Raw genomic sequence first — 16,107 nt, 5'->3', positions numbered from 1 at the left:
CGCACGGCTAGGCTGGTGCGTAAGGCAACCGGGCAAGGAGGGCTCGATCAATGGCAGGCGGCGAGGGCCCACGCGTCCTTCTCGTGATCGGCGGCGGTATCGCGGCGTACAAGTCGTGCGAACTCGTGCGCCTGATCCGCAAGCAGGGCGGCACGGTCACCTGCGTGCTGACCGAAGGCGGGGCGAAGTTCGTCACCCCCATGGCGCTGGCGGCGCTGAGCGAAAATCCGGTCCACACCACGCTGTGGGACCTGCGCAACGAAGTGGAGATGGGACACATCCAGCTCAGCCGCGAGGCGGACCTAGTGATGGTGTGCCCGGCCACGGCGAACATGCTGGCGAAGATGGCCGCGGGCATCGCCGACGATCTCGCCACCACATTGCTGCTGGCGACCGACAAGCCGGTGATGGTCGCACCGGCAATGAACGTGAAGATGTGGCAGCACGAAGCCACCCAGCTCAACGTCGCGCGGCTGCAAGATGCCGGGGTCAGCGTGATCGAGCCTGCGGAGGGGGCGATGGCCTGCGGCGAATTCGGCCCCGGCCGTCTGCCCGAACCCGAAGAGATCTGGAACGCCATGGCCGGGCTCCTCGGGGCGCCACAGGTCGGCTTGCGGCAGCAGGCCGAACTGGCCGCCATGCCGCAGGTTGCAGCGCCTGCCGCGCAGGTCGTTGAAGCGCTCGAACCGGAACCCGAGGTCGAGAGCAGGGGCATGCTCAGCGGCCTGTTCGCATCGATCATCCCGCGCACGACCCGCAAGCGTTCGGTGGAGGAAATCGAGGCGCAGTGGGACGCTCCGACCGAAGAGCCGACGCCAGCGGTCGCCGAGGCGATAGGAGACGAGAACGGTTGGGGCGACGATGCAGTCGAGGGACCGCTCGATGACCCCGCCGACCCTGCCGCCATCGACGCGCCCGCTGCGGCCGATGCAGGACCGATCCTCGCCAAGAAAGGCAAGGCGGTCTCCGCTCCGCCGACGGATGCCGATGCCATTAACCACACGGTTGCTACCGGTACCGGCGCACAGCGCCCCGAGCCGATTGCCGGCGACGGGCCGCAACGGCCCGCCGGACCGCTGGTCGAAGAAGACGAATTCGAGAACGACGTGCTCGCCGGCCAGCCGGACTTCGACACCGATCCCGAGCACCGTCCCTTGTTCGGCAAGCATGTGCTGGTAACTGCCGGGCCGACGCATGAACCGATCGACCCGGTTCGCTACATCGCCAACCGGTCGAGCGGGAAGCAAGGCTTCGCGATTGCTGCTGCCGCTGCCGAGGCCGGGGCGCGGGTGACGCTGGTGGCAGGGCCGGTGCACCTGAAAACGCCGCCGGGGGTCGACCGGATCGACGTCGAAAGCGCCGTGGAAATGGCCGATGCCGTTCGCGGCGCGCTGCCGGCCGATGTCGCCGTGATGGTCGCTGCCGTGGCCGACTGGCGCACGCGTGATGTCGCCGGCCAGAAAATGAAGAAGCGCGGCTCCGCCCCGCCGGCGCTGATCCTGGAGGAAAATCCCGACATCCTCACCAACCTGTCGGCGGGCGACAAGCGGCCGAGGCTGGTGGTCGGCTTTGCCGCGGAAACCGACAATGTGCTCGACAATGCGAAGACCAAGCGCAAGCGCAAGGGTGCCGACTGGATCGTCGCCAACGACGTGTCGGGCGGCAAGGGCAAGAGCGTGATGGGCGGCGACCGCAACACAGTGCATATCGTGACATCGCAGGGAGCCGAGGCCCTGCCCGATCTGCCGAAGGACGATGTCGCCCGCGCCCTGGTGCAGCGAATAGCTGCAGCGCTGGACGAGGTTCCGGAGGATCGCGATGACTGACAGCCAGACTGCAAGCCCTGATGCTATGGACGGCGCGCGCGCCGTTGACGGGACTGTTGCGGTGCGACTGAAACGCCTCAACAACGGGCACGGCCTGCCGCTGCCCGAATATGCCACCGCAGGTGCGGCGGGGATGGATGTCGTGTCGGCGGAAGACGTGACGATCCCGCCGGGGTCGCGCCACGCCGTGGCGACGGGTCTCAGCATGGCCATCCCTGATGGCTACGAAATCCAGGTCCGTCCGCGCAGCGGCCTCGCGCTCAAGCATGGTATCACCGTGCCCAACACCCCCGGTACGATCGACAGCGACTATCGCGGCGAACTGAAGGCGATCCTGATCAATCACGGCAGCGAGCCTTTCACCATCCACCGCGGCGACCGCGTCGCGCAACTGGTGCTGGCGCCGGTCACCAGGGCCGCATGGCAGGAAGTCGACGAGCTCGATGAAACCGGGCGGGGCGCGGGCGGCTTCGGCTCGACCGGGGGGCACGCCAAGCTGGCCTGAGCTTGACGCGGCGCCCGCCTTGGGACATTCCTCTGGCGTCCACATCCCCAGGGGAAGCATGCAAGAAATTGCCACCAGCTGATCTGCCCGACCGCGCAACCAGGCGCGGGTCCGGGCTGTCGTATGCACCGTGCGCCGGTTGACGGGGCGCGGGGGCATTCAGCTCATCTCCGGGCCACGGCCCGGCAAGTGGATATCCCTTCCAGTGAACATCTCGAAATACGAACAGCGCGTGCTCCACGCGCTCGCCCAGGGTGGGCGCATCGATTACATCCGCGACGAACATGGTCGGGTAATCGAAGTCGATTGCTACAATCGCGACGGGCACCGGCTGGTCGACTGCACGCTCGGCGTGTTCCAGCGCCTGCGCAAGCGGCGGCTGGTCCGCAGCAGTGGCGGGGCGGCCTATCGCATCACGCGCGAAGGTCTCGCCGCGGTGCGATCCCAGCTCGACAACCGATAGCGCCGGATGATGATCAGTCGAACAATCCGACCGCGAGCTCCGCCCAGAGCAGCAGGAACGCCAGCACCGCGGCGCCCATCACCACGGCGCGCATCCGGACCGTCGGCGCGAGCCGGCCTGCCGCTTCGAGCATCAGGCCGAGAGCGGCCAGCATCGCAGCCATGGCGGCGAAGTCCTCCGGCCCCCAGGCAACCTCGTCGCTGACCTGCATAGCGAGGAGCGGCGCGCCCAGCATCAGGCCGGCGAAGGCCAGGTAGCCCAGCTGCCAACGGCCCGCGATTCGGGTGCGACCGGGAAAGGCGGCGTCAGCGGGTTTCATGGCGCTTACTCCTGCGGCTTCGGTCCCGGTCCATACCGGGGCCGAACGGTCGCGGATAACGGATTTGCCGTCAGTTATTCGTGCAGGACCTGTGAAGACACCGCGTGCCGGCACATGGCTCAGTCGACCCGCTTCACCGTGGTCTTCTCCGGCGCGATCGAAATGCGCAGGGTCTCGCCCGAATTGCCCGGGAAATCGGTGAACATCGCCTCGACCAGGTTCGGCACCAGGTACCGCAGGCGGTTGCTGGTCGAAAGCGCCTCGGCCTTGCCTTCGAACAGGCGTTCGCCCGTGGCGCGGCGGTCGATCTTCATGTCGATGCCGCTGGTGTAGACGGTGTAGCTGACGACATCCGGGCCGCCGAACCAGGGGTCGTAGAAGCCGTAGCCCCAGGCACTGCGGAACCGGCTGGGATAGAAACGGCTGCGATAGCCGAAGCGGCTGCGCGGGTGAAACCCGTACCACGAGCTGTAGAACGGATCGTAGAAACCGGTGGTACGGACCTTCTCGCGGCCCTGGTCCACGCCGTAGTCGAACCGCACCAGCAGGTCCGCGCTGTCGGGCGAGGCGGGAACATAGCCGAGCTGCGCCATGCGCGCAGTCACGAGCTGCGCGTATTGCGAGAACTCGAGCCCGCCGGCGAGCGCCGGATCATCGGCCACGACGGCAAAAGTCTGGCCCTGCGGCGCAGGCAACTGCGACGTGAAGCGGGTAACGTCGGACTTGAACCCGGCTGTTGCGCAGCCGCCCAGCGTCACCAGCATCAGCGGCACGGCGGCGGCCTGCATCAGGCGGCGGGTCAGGGTGGTCTTTGCGGTCATCGTATAGTCCTGCGCGATAATGGGTGCGACGGCGGCCGGCCGCCCCACCGTGGCCGGATCATCGCCTGATAACACCGGTTTACCGCAAAAGCCATGAACCGCGTTTGAATGGCGACGCGGCGTCTTGCGCCGCGGGAACCGCCTCAGTGACGCAGCAGGCCCAGTGCCTCATAGGTGCGCCGCAGCGTCGGCAGTCCCCGTTCGCGCGCCTTGGCCGCACCCTTGGCCAGCACGGCCTCGATTGCCTCGCGGTCTTGCAACAGTTCGTTGAAGCGGACCGAGATCGGGCTGAGCTTCTCTGCCAGCAATTCCGCCAGCGCCGGCTTGAATGTGCCGAACCCCTGTCCGCCGAAGTCGCGCAAGACACCCTCTATCGTCGAGTCCGTCATGGCGGCAAAGATCGCCACGAGGTTGAGTGCCTCGGGACGGCCTTCGAGCCCGGCTTCCTCGCCCGGCAGCGGTTCGGGGTCCGTCTTGGCCTTCTTGACCTTCTTCATGATGGTGTCGGCATTGTCGACCAAGTTGATCCGGCTCATGTCGCTGGGGTCGGACTTCGACATCTTGGCACTGCCGTCGCGCAGGCTCATGATCCGCGCCGCCTGCGGCGGGATGAAGGGATCGGGCAGGGTGAAGACCGGGTCGTCTTCCGATGCGAAGTCGTTGTTGAACTTTTGCGCGATGTCGCGGGCGAGCTCGAGATGCTGCTTCTGGTCGTCGCCCACGGGCACGTGGGTCGCCTGATACAGTAGCACGTCGGCGGCCTGCAGCACCGGATAGGCAAACAGCGCGACCGACTGTCCTTCGCGGTTCTTGCCGGCCTTGTCCTTCCACTGCGTCATGCGATTGAGCCAGCCCATGCGGGCCGTGCCGTTGAGCAGCCATTGCAGCTCGGCATGGGCCGGGACCTGCGCCTGGTTGAACAGCACGCTCCTGTCCGGGTCGATTCCGCAGGCGACGAGCGCGGCGGCCATTTCCAGCGTCGCCTTGCGCAGCTCGGCCGGGTCATGCGGCATGGAAATGGCGTGCAGGTCAGCGAGGAAGAACAGGCACTCGCTGCCCTCCTGCATCTCGTCCTGCATCCGCACCCAGTTGCGGATCGCCCCCAGGTAATTTCCGAGGTGGAGATTGCCGGTGGGCTGGATGCCGGAAACGACGCGCATTGTCAGATTGTCCCGAGAGAATCGAAGAAGGCTTCAAACCTGGCGGCGCATTAGGCGCTGGACCGTGCCCTTGTCGAGAACGCCCAACGCCGCCGCCGCCAGGCCGAAGCTGGCCAAGCCGGCCGCCATGATCGCCAGAATGGCAATCGCGCGCTCGATCGCACTGCCGCTGAACCAGCTATCGAGCGGCGGCATCAGCAGCCAGAGCGCGCCACCCATGACGGCGGAGGCAATGGCTATGCGCAGGATGCGGCCGACAACGCGTCCGGGGAGGCGGAAATAGTCTTTCGTCCCAAGCAGCAGCAGCAATAGAGCCACATTGCACCAGGCGCCGATGGAACCCGCCACGGCGAGGCCCAGCACACCGATGCGCGGCACGAGCAGGAAATTGAGCGCGACCGTAACCACCAGGCTGGCGGCCGCTGTCATCACCGGCGTGCGCGTATCCTTGCGGGCGAAGAAATTGGGCGTCAGCACTTTGACCAGCACATAGGCCGGAAGGCCAAGGACCAGCCCGCCGACCACTGTGCCCGTGACCAGGGCATCCTCGACCGTGAAAGCCCCGCCGACGAAGAAGACGCGGGTGAAGGCGCTACCGGTAATCCACAAGGCCACCGCAGCCGGCACGGTCAGCAGCATCGCCATCTCGATCGCATTGGATTGCAGGCGCGAGGCCTCGTCGGCCTCCTCGCGCGCCAGGAAGCGTGACAGCGCCGGCAATATCGCCGTGCCCAGCGCAATGCCGATGATGCCCAGCGGCAACTGGTTCCAGCGGTCGGCCATGGCGAGATAGGTGTAACTGCCGTCGGGCAGGGTTGAGAGGAAGAACAGGTCGATGAACCGGGCTATCTGGTACACGCCTGCGCCGAACACGGCCGGAACGATCAGCACGCCCAGTTCCCTCACCCCCGCGGTCAGCCTCGGCACGCGCAGGCTCAGCTTGAACCCGGCGCGGTGCATCCAGAACCCCAGCCATACGAGCTGCAGCAGGCCCGACACGGATACCGCCACCGCGAGCCAGAACCCGGTCGCCAGCCGTGTCGCCTCGCTGTCCGGCTGGATTGCGCCCCAGGTCAATGCCGCCAGCAGGCAGATGTTGAGCAGGATCGGCGCTGCGGCCGCCGCGGCAAAGCGGGACAGCGAATTGAGCACTGCCGCACAAAGCGTCGCGAGGCTCATGAACAGCAGGTAGGGGAAGGTGATCCGCGCCATCAGCACGGCATGGTCGAACAGGGCCGGATCGCCTGATGTCCCCTCGTTGGCGAACAAGCCCGCGATCCACGGCATGAAGATCAGTGCCAGCGCGCCGAACACGATCAGGATCGGGACCAGCACTGCCAGCACGTCCTCGCCGAACCGGCGGGCTTCGGAATAGTCGCCTTCGACCTTCATCCTGCGATTGAACAGGGGCACGAAGGCGCTTGCGAAGGCACCTTCGGCAAACAGCCGGCGGAAGATGTTCGGCAACTGGAAAGCCAGTTGCCAGGCATCGGCTACGCCGCCGGCGCCCAGCACGCGGGCCAGCAGCATGTCGCGCGCGAAGCCGAACACGCGGCTGACGGCGGTCAGCCCGCCGATCGTCCCGACGTTCCTGACGAGGCTCATGCCGGTGTTCGCGCGTCGGCGCGGGTCAGGCTTCGCCGACCGGCGCCTCGCCCTGCTCGGCAGCCTTCTGCTGCAGGCGGGCGATGTAGAGGCCGTTGAAATCGATCGGGTCGAGCATCAGCGGCTGGAAGCCCAGGTCGCGGGTCGCGTCGGCGATGATGCGGCGGGCGAAGGGGAACAGCACCCGCGGCGCTTCGGCATAGATGAACATGTGCGCCTGGTCGTCGGGCATGTTGCGCAGGCCGACCAGCCCGGCATAGACCAGCTCGATCAGGTAGAGCGCACCGCTTTCGACCTTTGCCTCGACATTGATCTTGAGCTCGACCTCCTGCACCTCTTCGTTCACCGGCTGCGCACCGATGTTGAATTGCAGGTCGATCTGGGGCTGCTCGTTCCACTGGTAGACGGCCGGGGAGTTCGGGTTCTCTACCGAAAGGTCCTTGATGTACTGCGTGATGAAACCGGCCGTCGGACGGGTGTCGGCACCGTTGCCGCCAGCGACGGGGTCCATGTTGAGGTCGGTGAGAACGTCGCCTTCTTCGGCCATGATGCAAGGTCTTTCGTCTGGATGGGCGGGGCGCGCCGCCGTTTGCACCGCGCCCCCTGTCAGCGCGGGCGCCTAGCACCGCGCGACCTCTCCCGCAACGCTGCTCGTGGGATTTGCCCGCCCGGGCGCGTACGGGCTCCCGGCGGTGTTGTGAATCGCGCCCGGCCCCCTATGTAGGGTTTCGCGCGTTAAGCACAGGACTTGGCCAGCAAAACATGGTAATCCGGCCCGCCGGAACCTGCTGTCCCGGGTCCGGACTGACAAAGGTAAGAGTGCCCGTGAACTATATCGTCGAGATCGTCATCCTCGCCATGATCGCCGCCTTCCTCGGCATGCGGCTCTATTCCGTGCTGGGCGAACGGGCCGAGCACGAAGAGGAAGTGATCCCGAACCGGTATGACCAGGCCGATTCGTCCAAGGTGGCGCAGGATGCCCGCCCGCGCCCGGCAGCGCAGGTGATCGACCTGCCGCGCAATCCCGACCTGCATCCGTCGGTCGACCTGGGGGTCCGCGCGATTGCCGCGGCGGACCGGTCGTTCGACCTGCTCAATTTCCTCGACGGGGCCAAGGGCGCCTATGCGATGGTGCTCGAAGCATTCTGGCGGGGCGACAAGGAAACCCTGCGCGAGCTGTGCGACCTCGACGTCTACCAGAGCTTCGCCGGCGCGATCGACGCGCGCAAGGAAATGGGCCAGACGCTCGACAACAAGCTGATCCGGATCGAGGACGTGACGGTCCGCGGTGCAGCCCTCGAAGGGCGCACGGCACGCGTGACGGTGCTGTTCGTGTCCGATATCGCCGCCGTGACGCGCGATGCGGAAGGCAATGTCGTTGCCGGCTCGCTCAACGATGCCATCGAGAGCCGCGACATCTGGACCTTCAAGCGCAACATCGACGCGGCAGGGCCGGACTGGATCCTCGACGAAACCGACGAAGGCTGAGCGGCGCGGACGCGGTTACGGTCGCCATGCGTCGCTGGGTCGTCCTTGCTGCCGCACTGGCTCTCCCGTCCTGCGCCATCGTCCCGCAGGCCAAGCCGCCGAGCGGGCTGGAAGTGCCGCCCGAGCCTGTCCTCGAAAGCGCGGTCGCGGCCGGGGTCACGCCCGGGCCGCAGGTCGCCTCGCTCGGGCTGCAGGCGGCCGATGCCAATGCGGCGCTTGCCGCCTTCGTCGCCAGTTGCAACTGGATCACGACGAAGGATGACCGCAGCGGCCTGACGGTGCCGGCAGACTGGCAGGCATCGTGCACCGCCGCGCGGACCTGGCCGGCAACCCGGGCGACCGAATTCTTCCCGCAGTTCTTCGAGACGGCCCGTATCGGCGACGGCGCGGCTTTCGCCACCGGTTACTACGAACCCGAGATCGACGGCAGCCGGACGCGTCGCCAAGGGTATGACGTGCCGGTCTATCGCCTACCGGACGACCTGGTCCGCGGCTGGCCCGCCGACATGCCCGAAAGCGAGCGCACCGGACGCCCGCCGCTCGGCCGCTACGATGCTGCCGGACGGTTCGTGCCCTATCACACGCGGGCCGAGATCGAGGACGGGGCGCTGGCCGGCAGGGGGCTGGAAATCGCGTGGGCGAAGGACAGCATCGAGATGTTCTTCCTCCAGATCCAGGGATCCGGCCTGTTGCGCCTGCCCGACGGGTCGGTGATGCGGATCGGCTATGCCGGGCAGAACGGCCATGCCTATACAGGCATCGGCGGGGTCATGCGCGAACGCGGACTGCTGGGCGAAGGGCCGGGCAAATATCCGGGCAGCATGCAGGGCATCGTGCGCTACCTGCGCGAGTATCCGGCGGAAGGCAGCGCGCTGATGCGGCTCAACGAAAGCTGGATTTTCTTCCGGGAGCTGACAACCGACGGGCCGCTCGGTTCGCTCGGCATTCCCGTGCGGCGCGGCGACAGCGTGGCCATCGATCCGCGCTTCGTGCCCTATGGCGCGCCGGTCTGGCTCGATCTCGATCGGAATGTCGCGGACGGGCTGTGGGTGGCGCAGGACACCGGCGGGGCGATCAAGGGCGCCAACCGCTTCGACACCTTCTGGGGCAATGGCGGCGACAGCGCCGAAGTCGCGGGCGGAATGAGCGGACGCGGCCAAGCCTTGCTGCTGCTGCCGAAAGGTGTGGTGGCACGGCTGCAAGCCACGACACCGCGATGACCCATCCGCGGGGGCTAAGCGACGAGGAAGCGGCGGTCTGGGAAAAAGTCGCGGCGACGGTCGTGCCGCTCCATCCCGCGAAGGCCGTGCGGCGAAAGGCCGCTGCCGGACCTGTCCCGCCAAAGGATAGGGTGGCGTCGCCCGCGCCGGTATCGAAGGTGCGGACACAGCATGCCTCCCTTCCGCATGCCGGTGTGCAGCCCCTGCCGCCGTCGGCGCGGCGGGTGCCGGCGCCTGGCAATCTCGACTCGCACTGGGACCGGCGCCTGAAGGCCGGCGATATCACCCCGGACGTCTCGCTCGACCTGCACGATCACGGGATGGTCGCGGCTTTCGGCCGTCTGATGGACGGCATGGCGCAGGCGCGGGCCATGGGCGCGCGGGTGGTGCTGGTCGTCACCGGCAGGCCCCGCCCGGTCGATGCGGCCGATCGCGCCACTTCGCGCGGCGTGATCCGCGCCAAGATCCTCGACTGGCTGGCTGCGAGCGAGCACGGCGAGGCCATCGCCGCCATTCGCAAGGCGCACCGCCGCCACGGGGGCGAGGGCGCGCTCTACGTCGTTCTGCGGCGCCAGCGCTGAAACGGAAAACCCCCGGCGCCCGCTGGGGGAGCCGGGGGTTCTCCTTGCGGCCCGCAGGGCCGCTGCGGCTTAGCCGTGGTACCTCGCGTAGCTCAGGTCGAACCGGTCGGCGTCCATCACCTTGGTCCAGGCCTTGACGAAAATGTCGACGAACAGCTGTTCGTTGCCCTTCTCGGCGAAGACTTCGGACTGGGCGCGTAGCTGCGAGTTCGAACCGAACACGAGGTCGGTGCGGGTGGCGCGCCACTTTTCCTCGCCGGTCTTGCGGTCCTTGCCGACGAATTCCTCGTCGCCGCTTTCCGAGACCGTTTCCCACTTCGTCCCCATGTCGAGCAGGTTGACGAAGAAGTCGGTGCTGAGCGTGCCGGCGCGGTCGGTCAGCACGCCGATGCGGTTGCCGTGGTGGGCATGGGTGCTGACCGCACCCAGCGCGCGCATCCCGCCGACCAGCGCGGTCATTTCCGGGATCGACAGGCCGAGCAGATGCGCCCGGTCGATCAGCATTTCCTCGGTCTTCACGCTGGACTTGGTCTTGAGGTAGTTGCGGAAGCCGTCGGCGAAGGGCTCAAGCGGTTCGAAGCTCTCCGCGTCGGTCTGCTCTGCGGTGGCGTCGCCGCGGCCGGTGGTGACACCGACCTTGACGTCGAAACCGCCGTCCTTCGCCGCCTTCTCGACCGCAGCCGCACCGGCCAGCACGATGGCGTCGGCCATCGAGAGGTTGCCCCGCAGCTCATCGAGCTTGGCCAGCACCTTGCCGAGTTCGGCCGGGTCGTTGACCTTCCAGTCCTTCTGCGGGGCGAGGCGTACGCGGGCACCATTGGCACCGCCGCGGTGGTCGGAGTTGCGGTAGGTCGAGGCCGAGGCCCACGCCGCCTTGACCAGTTCGCTGACGGTCAGCCCGCTGGCAAGCACGGCCGACTTGAAGGCGGCGACCTCGGCGTCCGAAGGCTTGGTTCCCGCCGGGACCGGGTCCTGCCAGATCAGGTCTTCTGCAGGGACTTCAGGGCCCATGTAACGGACCTTCGGGCCCATGTCGCGGTGGCACAGCTTGAACCAAGCGCGGGCAAAGGCATCGTCGAGCGCCGCCTGGTCGTCGCGGAAGCGTTCGGAGATCTTGCGATATTCCGGGTCCATCTTCAGCGCCATGTCGGCGGTGGTCATCATGGTCGGCACCTTCTTCGACGGATCGCGCGCGTCGGGTGCCATGTCCTCCGGATCGGGGTTGACCGGTTGCCACTGGTTGGCGCCCGCCGGGCTCTTCACCAGCTCGTACTCGTATTTGAACAGCAGGCGGAAATAGTCGCCGCCCCACTGGGTCGGGTTGGGGGTCCACGCGCCTTCGATGCCCGAAGTGGTGATGTGGCCCTTTCCAATCTCGTCGGCATCGGTCAGCCAGCCGAAGCCCTGCAGCGCCAGCGCCTCGGATTCGGGGTTGCCGCTGAAGGTGTCGGCAGGCTTCGCGCCGTGCGCCTTGCCGAAGGCGTGGCCGCCGGCGGTCAGCGCCACGGTTTCCTCGTCGTTCATCGCCATGCGGCTGAAGGTTTCGCGCATGTCGCGGGCCGACAGCAGCGGGTCGGGGTTGCCGCCCGGTCCTTCGGGATTGACGTAGATGAGGCCCATCTGGATCGCCGCCAGCGGGTTCTCCAAGGCCTTGCCTTCATCGGGGATGATGCGGGTTTCGGCGCCTTGGTCGACCCACTTCTCTTCGGTGCCCCAGTATACGGTTTCGGGTTCGAACACGTCCTTGCGGCCGCCGCCGAAACCGAACACCGGGCCGCCCATCGATTCGATCGCGACGTTGCCGGTCAGGATGAAGAGGTCGGCCCAGCTAATGTGCTTGCCGTACTTCTGCTTGATCGGCCACAGCAGGCGGCGGGCCTTGTCGAGGTTGCCGTTGTCGGGCCAGCTGTTGAGCGGGGCGAAGCGCTGCTGGCCGCTCGAGGAGCCGCCGCGCCCGTCGCCGGTGCGATAGGTGCCGGCCGCGTGCCAGGCCATGCGGATGAAGAAGGGGCCGTAGTGGCCGTAGTCGGCCGGCCACCAGTCCTGGCTGTCGGTCATCAGCGCGGTCAGGTCAGCCTTGAGCGCATCGTAATCGAGCGCGTTGAAGGCTTCGCAATAATCGAAGTCCTCGCCCATCGGGTCGGGGTTCTTGCCGCCGGCGACGAGGATGTCGAGCTGCAGCGCATCCGGCCACCAGTCGCGATTGGTGCGGCCGAACAGGCTGCGGGTTCCGGCATCGCCGTGGAACGGGCAGCCGCTGATATCTCCGGTCTTCGCGTCCATAATTGTCTCTCCTGCTAGAATCGGGGGAATCACCCGGTACGGGCGAAACATGCCAGCGGAATGACGGTTCGCGGCTGATTAGTCCAATCGATTAAATGGCAATTATTAATCGGAATAGCCGGACATCGGCGGGCGCCGGACCGGAAGCACGTTCAGCCGGTGAGGGCGACACCGACAAGCGCGAGGGTGGCAAGGCCGACCAGGACGACAGCAACCTTGCCCAGCGCCTTCATGCGCCGTTCGCGTTGTTCCTTGGCCTTTCGTATTTCCACCTTGGTAGGCAAGCTGCGACCCTTTCGATCTACCGGATTGTGACAGGCCGGTGTCGCTAGCGAAAGCCAGCGGGCGCGTAAACCCGCGAGTGCCGGGTTCGATACGCTATCGCTGCGCTATTTGAGCGCGTTTTTGCTGCGCTATCGCTTCGCTACCTGAGCGCGGTCGAGCAGTTTGTGGTCGGCCAGCACCAGCGCCATCATCGCTTCGACCACGGGCGTGCCGCGGATGCCGACGCAGGGATCGTGGCGACCCTTGGTACGTATCTCGGTGGCGTTGCCTTCGCTGTCGATGGTTTCGACCGAGGTCAGGATCGAACTGGTCGGCTTGAAGGCGACGCGGCAGGTGACCGGCTGGCCGGTGCTGATCCCGCCGGCGATGCCGCCCGCGTGGTTCGCTTCAAAGCGCGGGCCGTCATTGGCCCCCGTTTCATTGGGACGCATCGGGTCGGCGTTCTGCTCGCCCGTCAGCCGCGCCGCGCCGAAACCGTCGCCGATCTCGACGCCCTTGACTGCATTGATGCCCATCATCCCGGCGGCAAGGTCGGCATCGAGCTTGGCATAGATCGGCGCGCCCCAACCGGCGGGGACGCCCGTGGCGACGCATTCGACCACCGCGCCCAAGGAAGAGCCCGCCTTGCGCGCATCGTCGACCAGCGCCTCCCACCGCCGCGCTGCCTCCGCATCCGGACACCAGAAGGGATTGCGCGCAATCTCGGCCGCATCGAAACTGGCCGGGTCGATAGCATCGCCGCCGATCTCGCTGACATAGGCGAGGATGCTGACCTCGGGGATCACCAGCCGCGCCACCGAGCCTGCCGCCACCCGCATCGCCGTCTCGCGCGCGCTGGAGCGCCCGCCGCCGCGATAGTCGCGCAAGCCGTATTTGGCGTCATAGGCATAGTCGGCATGGCCCGGGCGATAGGCCTTGGCGACCTCGGAATAGTCCTTGCTGCGCTGATCGACGTTCTCGATCAGCAGGCTGATCGGCGTGCCGGTCGTCCTGCCCTCGAACACGCCCGAGAGGATGCGAACCCGGTCGGGCTCCTGCCGCTGGGTGGTGAACTTGTTCTGCCCCGGACGGCGCGCATCGAGATACGGCTGGATGTCATCCTCGCCAAGCGCAAGGCCCGGCGGGCAGCCATCGAGCACGCAGCCGATCGCCGGGCCATGGCTCTCGCCCCAGGTGGTCATGCGTAGCACGCGTCCGAAGGTATTCCAGCTCATGGACCGGCCTCATGCCCTCTGGAAGCGGGAATGGAAAGCAAGCTTCGCTTTCCTACGGTCGAGGGATTGTGGCAGACCGTGGGTCGAGGCCGTACCGGTCCTCGCCGGCCAGGGCAAACGGCAGGGAGCGGTCATCGGCGGTGTTGGGTTTTGGTGTGAACTTAGTGTGACCTTTCGCGGGAAATCCTTGATATCGGGGCTTTCCAAACGGGTGCGGAGCGGGCAGGAACAAAACGTGATTGTGGAACGTGTCATATGATCGCCAAGCTAAAGGGCCTGCTCGACGAAACCGGCACCGACTGGGCGGTGATCGACGTCGCGGGCGTGGGCTATCTGGTCCATTGCTCGACCAAGACGCTGAGCGCGCTGGGCGAGGTGGGCGAAGCCTGCACCGTCTACACCGACCTGCAGGTGTCCGAGAACGACATGCGCCTGCTCGGCTTTGCCGACAGCGCCGAGCGCGACTGGTTCCGGCTGCTGACGCAGGTGCAGGGGGTGGGCAGCAAGGTCGGCCTCGCGATCCTCTCGGCGCTCTCAGCTGGCGAACTCCAGACCGCCTGCGCCAATGGCGATGCCGCGATGGTGGCCCGCGCCAATGGCGTCGGGCCGAAGCTGGCGGGCCGGATCGTCAATGAATTGAAGGACAAGGCGGGCGCGCTTCCCTCGGGCGGCGGCGTGGCGGGCGTCACGATCACCCCGGCGGGCAGCCATAGCGCCGATGCCGTCAGCGCACTGGAGAACCTCGGCTTCAAACCCGCCGTCGCCGCCCGCGCCGTGGCGCTGGCCCAAGGCGAACTGGGCGAAGGCGCGAACGAGGGTGAATTGATCAGGGTCGCGCTGAAGAGGGCGGCGGGGTGACCGACCCCATCCCCCTCCATACGCCCCAGCGGCAGCCGGAAGACCCTGACGCGGCGCTGCGGCCCAAGTCGCTCGCCGAATTCGTCGGGCAGGCGGCGGCGAAGGACAATCTCGCGGTGTTCATCGAGGCGGCGCGCAGCCGCGGTGAGGCGATGGACCATACGCTGTTCTTCGGTCCACCGGGGCTGGGCAAGACCACGCTGGCGCAGATCATCGCGCGCGAGCTGGGCGTGGGCTTCCGCGCCACCAGCGGGCCGGTGATTGCCAAGGCGGGGGACCTGGCCGCGCTGCTGACCAATCTCGAACCGCATGATGTGCTGTTCATCGACGAGATCCACCGGCTCAACCCGGTGGTCGAGGAAGTGCTCTACCCGGCGATGGAGGACCGCGCGCTCGACCTGATCATCGGCGAAGGTCCCTCGGCGCGCAGCGTGCGGATCGACCTGCCGCCCTTCACTCTGATCGGCGCCACCACGCGGCAAGGCCTGCTGACGACGCCACTGCGCGACCGCTTCGGCATCCCGGTGCGGTTGAATTTCTACACCGAGGACGAGCTGGAAAAAGTCGTCACGCGCGGGGCCGGGCTGATGGGGCTGCCGATCGATCCTGAGGGCGCGCGCGAGATTGCCCGGCGTTCGCGCGGCACGCCCCGTGTCGCCGGCCGCCTGCTGCGCCGCGTGCGCGACTTTGCCGAGGTCGAAAAGGCCGTTACCGTCACGGCGGCCATCGCCGATGCCGCGCTGACCCGGCTGGAGGTCGACCGGCTCGGCCTCGATGCGATGGACCGGCGCTATCTTGCCATGATTGCCGATATCTACAAGGGCGGCCCGGTCGGGGTGGAGACGCTCGCGGCGGGCCTCGCCGAGCCGCGCGACACGATCGAGGAAGTGGTCGAGCCGTTCCTGATCCAGCTCGGCCTGGTCGCCCGCACCGCACGTGGGCGCTGTCTTAACGATCGCGGCTGGGAACACCTCGACCGCCGCCCGCCAGCCGGTTCGCAAACCGGCCTGTTCGGCGACGAGGCTTAACCATTCGGCAAGCTTTGCCCCGGATTCGGTGCCATTGCGGGACAAGGCGTTAGCCAACTTGCCGACCGGCGGCAAAAAAATGCTCCGACCTCACGTTTTCATGGTTAACGTGATTGCGGGTTAAAGGGGCGCGATGTTCCAAGGGCAGCAGGGGGATACACCCACACCGGACACGCCGGATGTGCGGAAAGCCCCAGCAGGAACAGAAGAGTTTGCCCATGTCGGTGAAATTGGCCCTGGCGAAACTGGCGGCAACCGCAGCTGGCGGTGCCTTGCTCGCAGGTGGCGCGGTGCGCGTCGCCGAACCGCAGTCGTCGACCGTCTCGTACAAGTCGGTCAAGTCGGTGAAGGCGCAGCCCGTCCGCTACATCAAGGAAGCCCCGCCCAAGAAGCGCAAGGTGACCAAGACGGTGAAGCGCAAGAAGCGCGTCATCGAACGCGTGGTCGAGTG

At 67.0% G+C, this 16,107-nt stretch carries 15 protein-coding genes; 8 read left to right on the top strand and 7 right to left on the bottom strand.

Annotated elements, in window-relative coordinates; genetic code table 11:
• Positions 1–50: 50 nt before the first annotated feature.
• The 3 genes from WAB17_RS03480 to WAB17_RS03470 all read left to right on the top strand — a co-directional run bounded on the left by WAB17_RS03480 (position 51) and on the right by WAB17_RS03470 (position 2,794).
• Positions 51–1,826, top strand: coding sequence for a bifunctional phosphopantothenoylcysteine decarboxylase/phosphopantothenate synthase (locus tag WAB17_RS03480; protein ID WP_435418641.1), 1,776 nt, complete (start codon positions 51–53; stop codon positions 1,824–1,826).
• 25 nt (positions 1,827–1,851) lie between these two features.
• The gene (gene dut, locus WAB17_RS03475; RefSeq protein ID WP_435419325.1) at positions 1,852–2,331 is read left to right on the top strand and encodes a dUTP diphosphatase; all 480 of its coding nucleotides are present in this window, start codon (positions 1,852–1,854) and stop codon (positions 2,329–2,331) included.
• A gap of 205 nt (positions 2,332–2,536) precedes the next feature.
• The gene (locus tag WAB17_RS03470) at positions 2,537–2,794 is read left to right on the top strand and encodes a YjhX family toxin (RefSeq protein WP_435418640.1); all 258 of its coding nucleotides are present in this window, start codon (positions 2,537–2,539) and stop codon (positions 2,792–2,794) included.
• A 13-nt stretch (positions 2,795–2,807) separates the two neighbouring features.
• Here WAB17_RS03470 and WAB17_RS03465 read toward each other — a convergent pair whose 3' ends face one another.
• The 5 genes from WAB17_RS03465 to secB all read right to left on the bottom strand — a co-directional run bounded on the left by WAB17_RS03465 (position 2,808) and on the right by secB (position 7,246).
• Positions 2,808–3,113: a hypothetical protein gene (locus tag WAB17_RS03465; RefSeq protein WP_435418639.1), complete on the bottom strand. Its 306-nt coding sequence runs from the start codon at positions 3,111–3,113 to the stop codon at positions 2,808–2,810.
• Between the two features lie 119 nt (positions 3,114–3,232).
• Positions 3,233–3,934, bottom strand: a complete 702-nt coding sequence (locus WAB17_RS03460; protein WP_435418638.1) for a DUF4136 domain-containing protein — start codon at positions 3,932–3,934, stop codon at positions 3,233–3,235.
• A 143-nt stretch (positions 3,935–4,077) separates the two neighbouring features.
• Positions 4,078–5,094, bottom strand: coding sequence for a tryptophan--tRNA ligase (trpS, locus tag WAB17_RS03455; RefSeq protein WP_435418637.1), 1,017 nt, complete (start codon positions 5,092–5,094; stop codon positions 4,078–4,080).
• 33 nt (positions 5,095–5,127) lie between these two features.
• Positions 5,128–6,699, bottom strand: coding sequence for a murein biosynthesis integral membrane protein MurJ (murJ, locus tag WAB17_RS03450; protein WP_435418636.1), 1,572 nt, complete (start codon positions 6,697–6,699; stop codon positions 5,128–5,130).
• Positions 6,700–6,724: 25 nt separating this feature from the next.
• Positions 6,725–7,246 carry a protein-export chaperone SecB gene (gene secB, locus WAB17_RS03445; protein ID WP_435418635.1) on the bottom strand — a complete coding sequence of 174 codons (522 nt, stop codon included), beginning with the start codon at positions 7,244–7,246 and terminating at the stop codon, positions 6,725–6,727.
• Positions 7,247–7,557: 311 nt separating this feature from the next.
• Here secB and WAB17_RS03440 point away from each other — a divergent pair, with 311 nt between their 5' ends.
• The 3 genes from WAB17_RS03440 to WAB17_RS03430 are packed head-to-tail and all read left to right on the top strand — an operon-like array spanning position 7,558 to position 9,988.
• On the top strand, positions 7,558–8,187 hold the full coding sequence (locus WAB17_RS03440) for a Tim44/TimA family putative adaptor protein (RefSeq protein ID WP_435419324.1): 630 nt from the start codon (positions 7,558–7,560) through the stop codon (positions 8,185–8,187).
• Positions 8,188–8,213: 26 nt separating this feature from the next.
• On the top strand, positions 8,214–9,407 hold the full coding sequence (mltA, locus tag WAB17_RS03435) for a murein transglycosylase A (protein ID WP_435418634.1): 1,194 nt from the start codon (positions 8,214–8,216) through the stop codon (positions 9,405–9,407).
• Positions 9,404–9,988: a Smr/MutS family protein gene (locus WAB17_RS03430; RefSeq protein ID WP_435418633.1), complete on the top strand. Its 585-nt coding sequence runs from the start codon at positions 9,404–9,406 to the stop codon at positions 9,986–9,988. The genes mltA and WAB17_RS03430 overlap by 4 nt, the downstream gene beginning before the upstream one ends.
• Positions 9,989–10,057: 69 nt before the next feature.
• On the opposite strand, the gene katG is transcribed toward WAB17_RS03430, so the two are convergent.
• Both katG and aroC read right to left on the bottom strand, forming a co-directional pair.
• On the bottom strand, positions 10,058–12,271 hold the full coding sequence (gene katG / locus WAB17_RS03425) for a catalase/peroxidase HPI (RefSeq protein ID WP_435418632.1): 2,214 nt from the start codon (positions 12,269–12,271) through the stop codon (positions 10,058–10,060).
• Between the two features lie 413 nt (positions 12,272–12,684).
• The gene (gene aroC / locus WAB17_RS03420) at positions 12,685–13,770 is read right to left on the bottom strand and encodes a chorismate synthase (RefSeq protein ID WP_435418631.1); all 1,086 of its coding nucleotides are present in this window, start codon (positions 13,768–13,770) and stop codon (positions 12,685–12,687) included.
• Positions 13,771–14,025: 255 nt separating this feature from the next.
• On the opposite strand from aroC, the gene ruvA reads away from it, so the two are divergent.
• The gene (ruvA, locus tag WAB17_RS03415; RefSeq protein WP_435418630.1) at positions 14,026–14,628 is read left to right on the top strand and encodes a Holliday junction branch migration protein RuvA; all 603 of its coding nucleotides are present in this window, start codon (positions 14,026–14,028) and stop codon (positions 14,626–14,628) included.
• Complete coding sequence (ruvB, locus tag WAB17_RS03410) at positions 14,625–15,656, top strand: Holliday junction branch migration DNA helicase RuvB (protein ID WP_435418629.1); 1,032 nt, start codon at positions 14,625–14,627, stop codon at positions 15,654–15,656. The genes ruvA and ruvB overlap by 4 nt, the downstream gene beginning before the upstream one ends.
• Positions 15,657–16,107: the final 451 nt, after the last annotated feature.

Origin of the sequence: Parerythrobacter aurantius, from assembly GCF_045291475.1 — a bacterium.
GTDB lineage: Bacteria > Pseudomonadota > Alphaproteobacteria > Sphingomonadales > Sphingomonadaceae > Parerythrobacter > Parerythrobacter aurantius.
The sequence above is the reverse complement of the archived record's forward strand: the minus strand, read 5'-3'. Positions and strand labels throughout refer to the sequence as shown.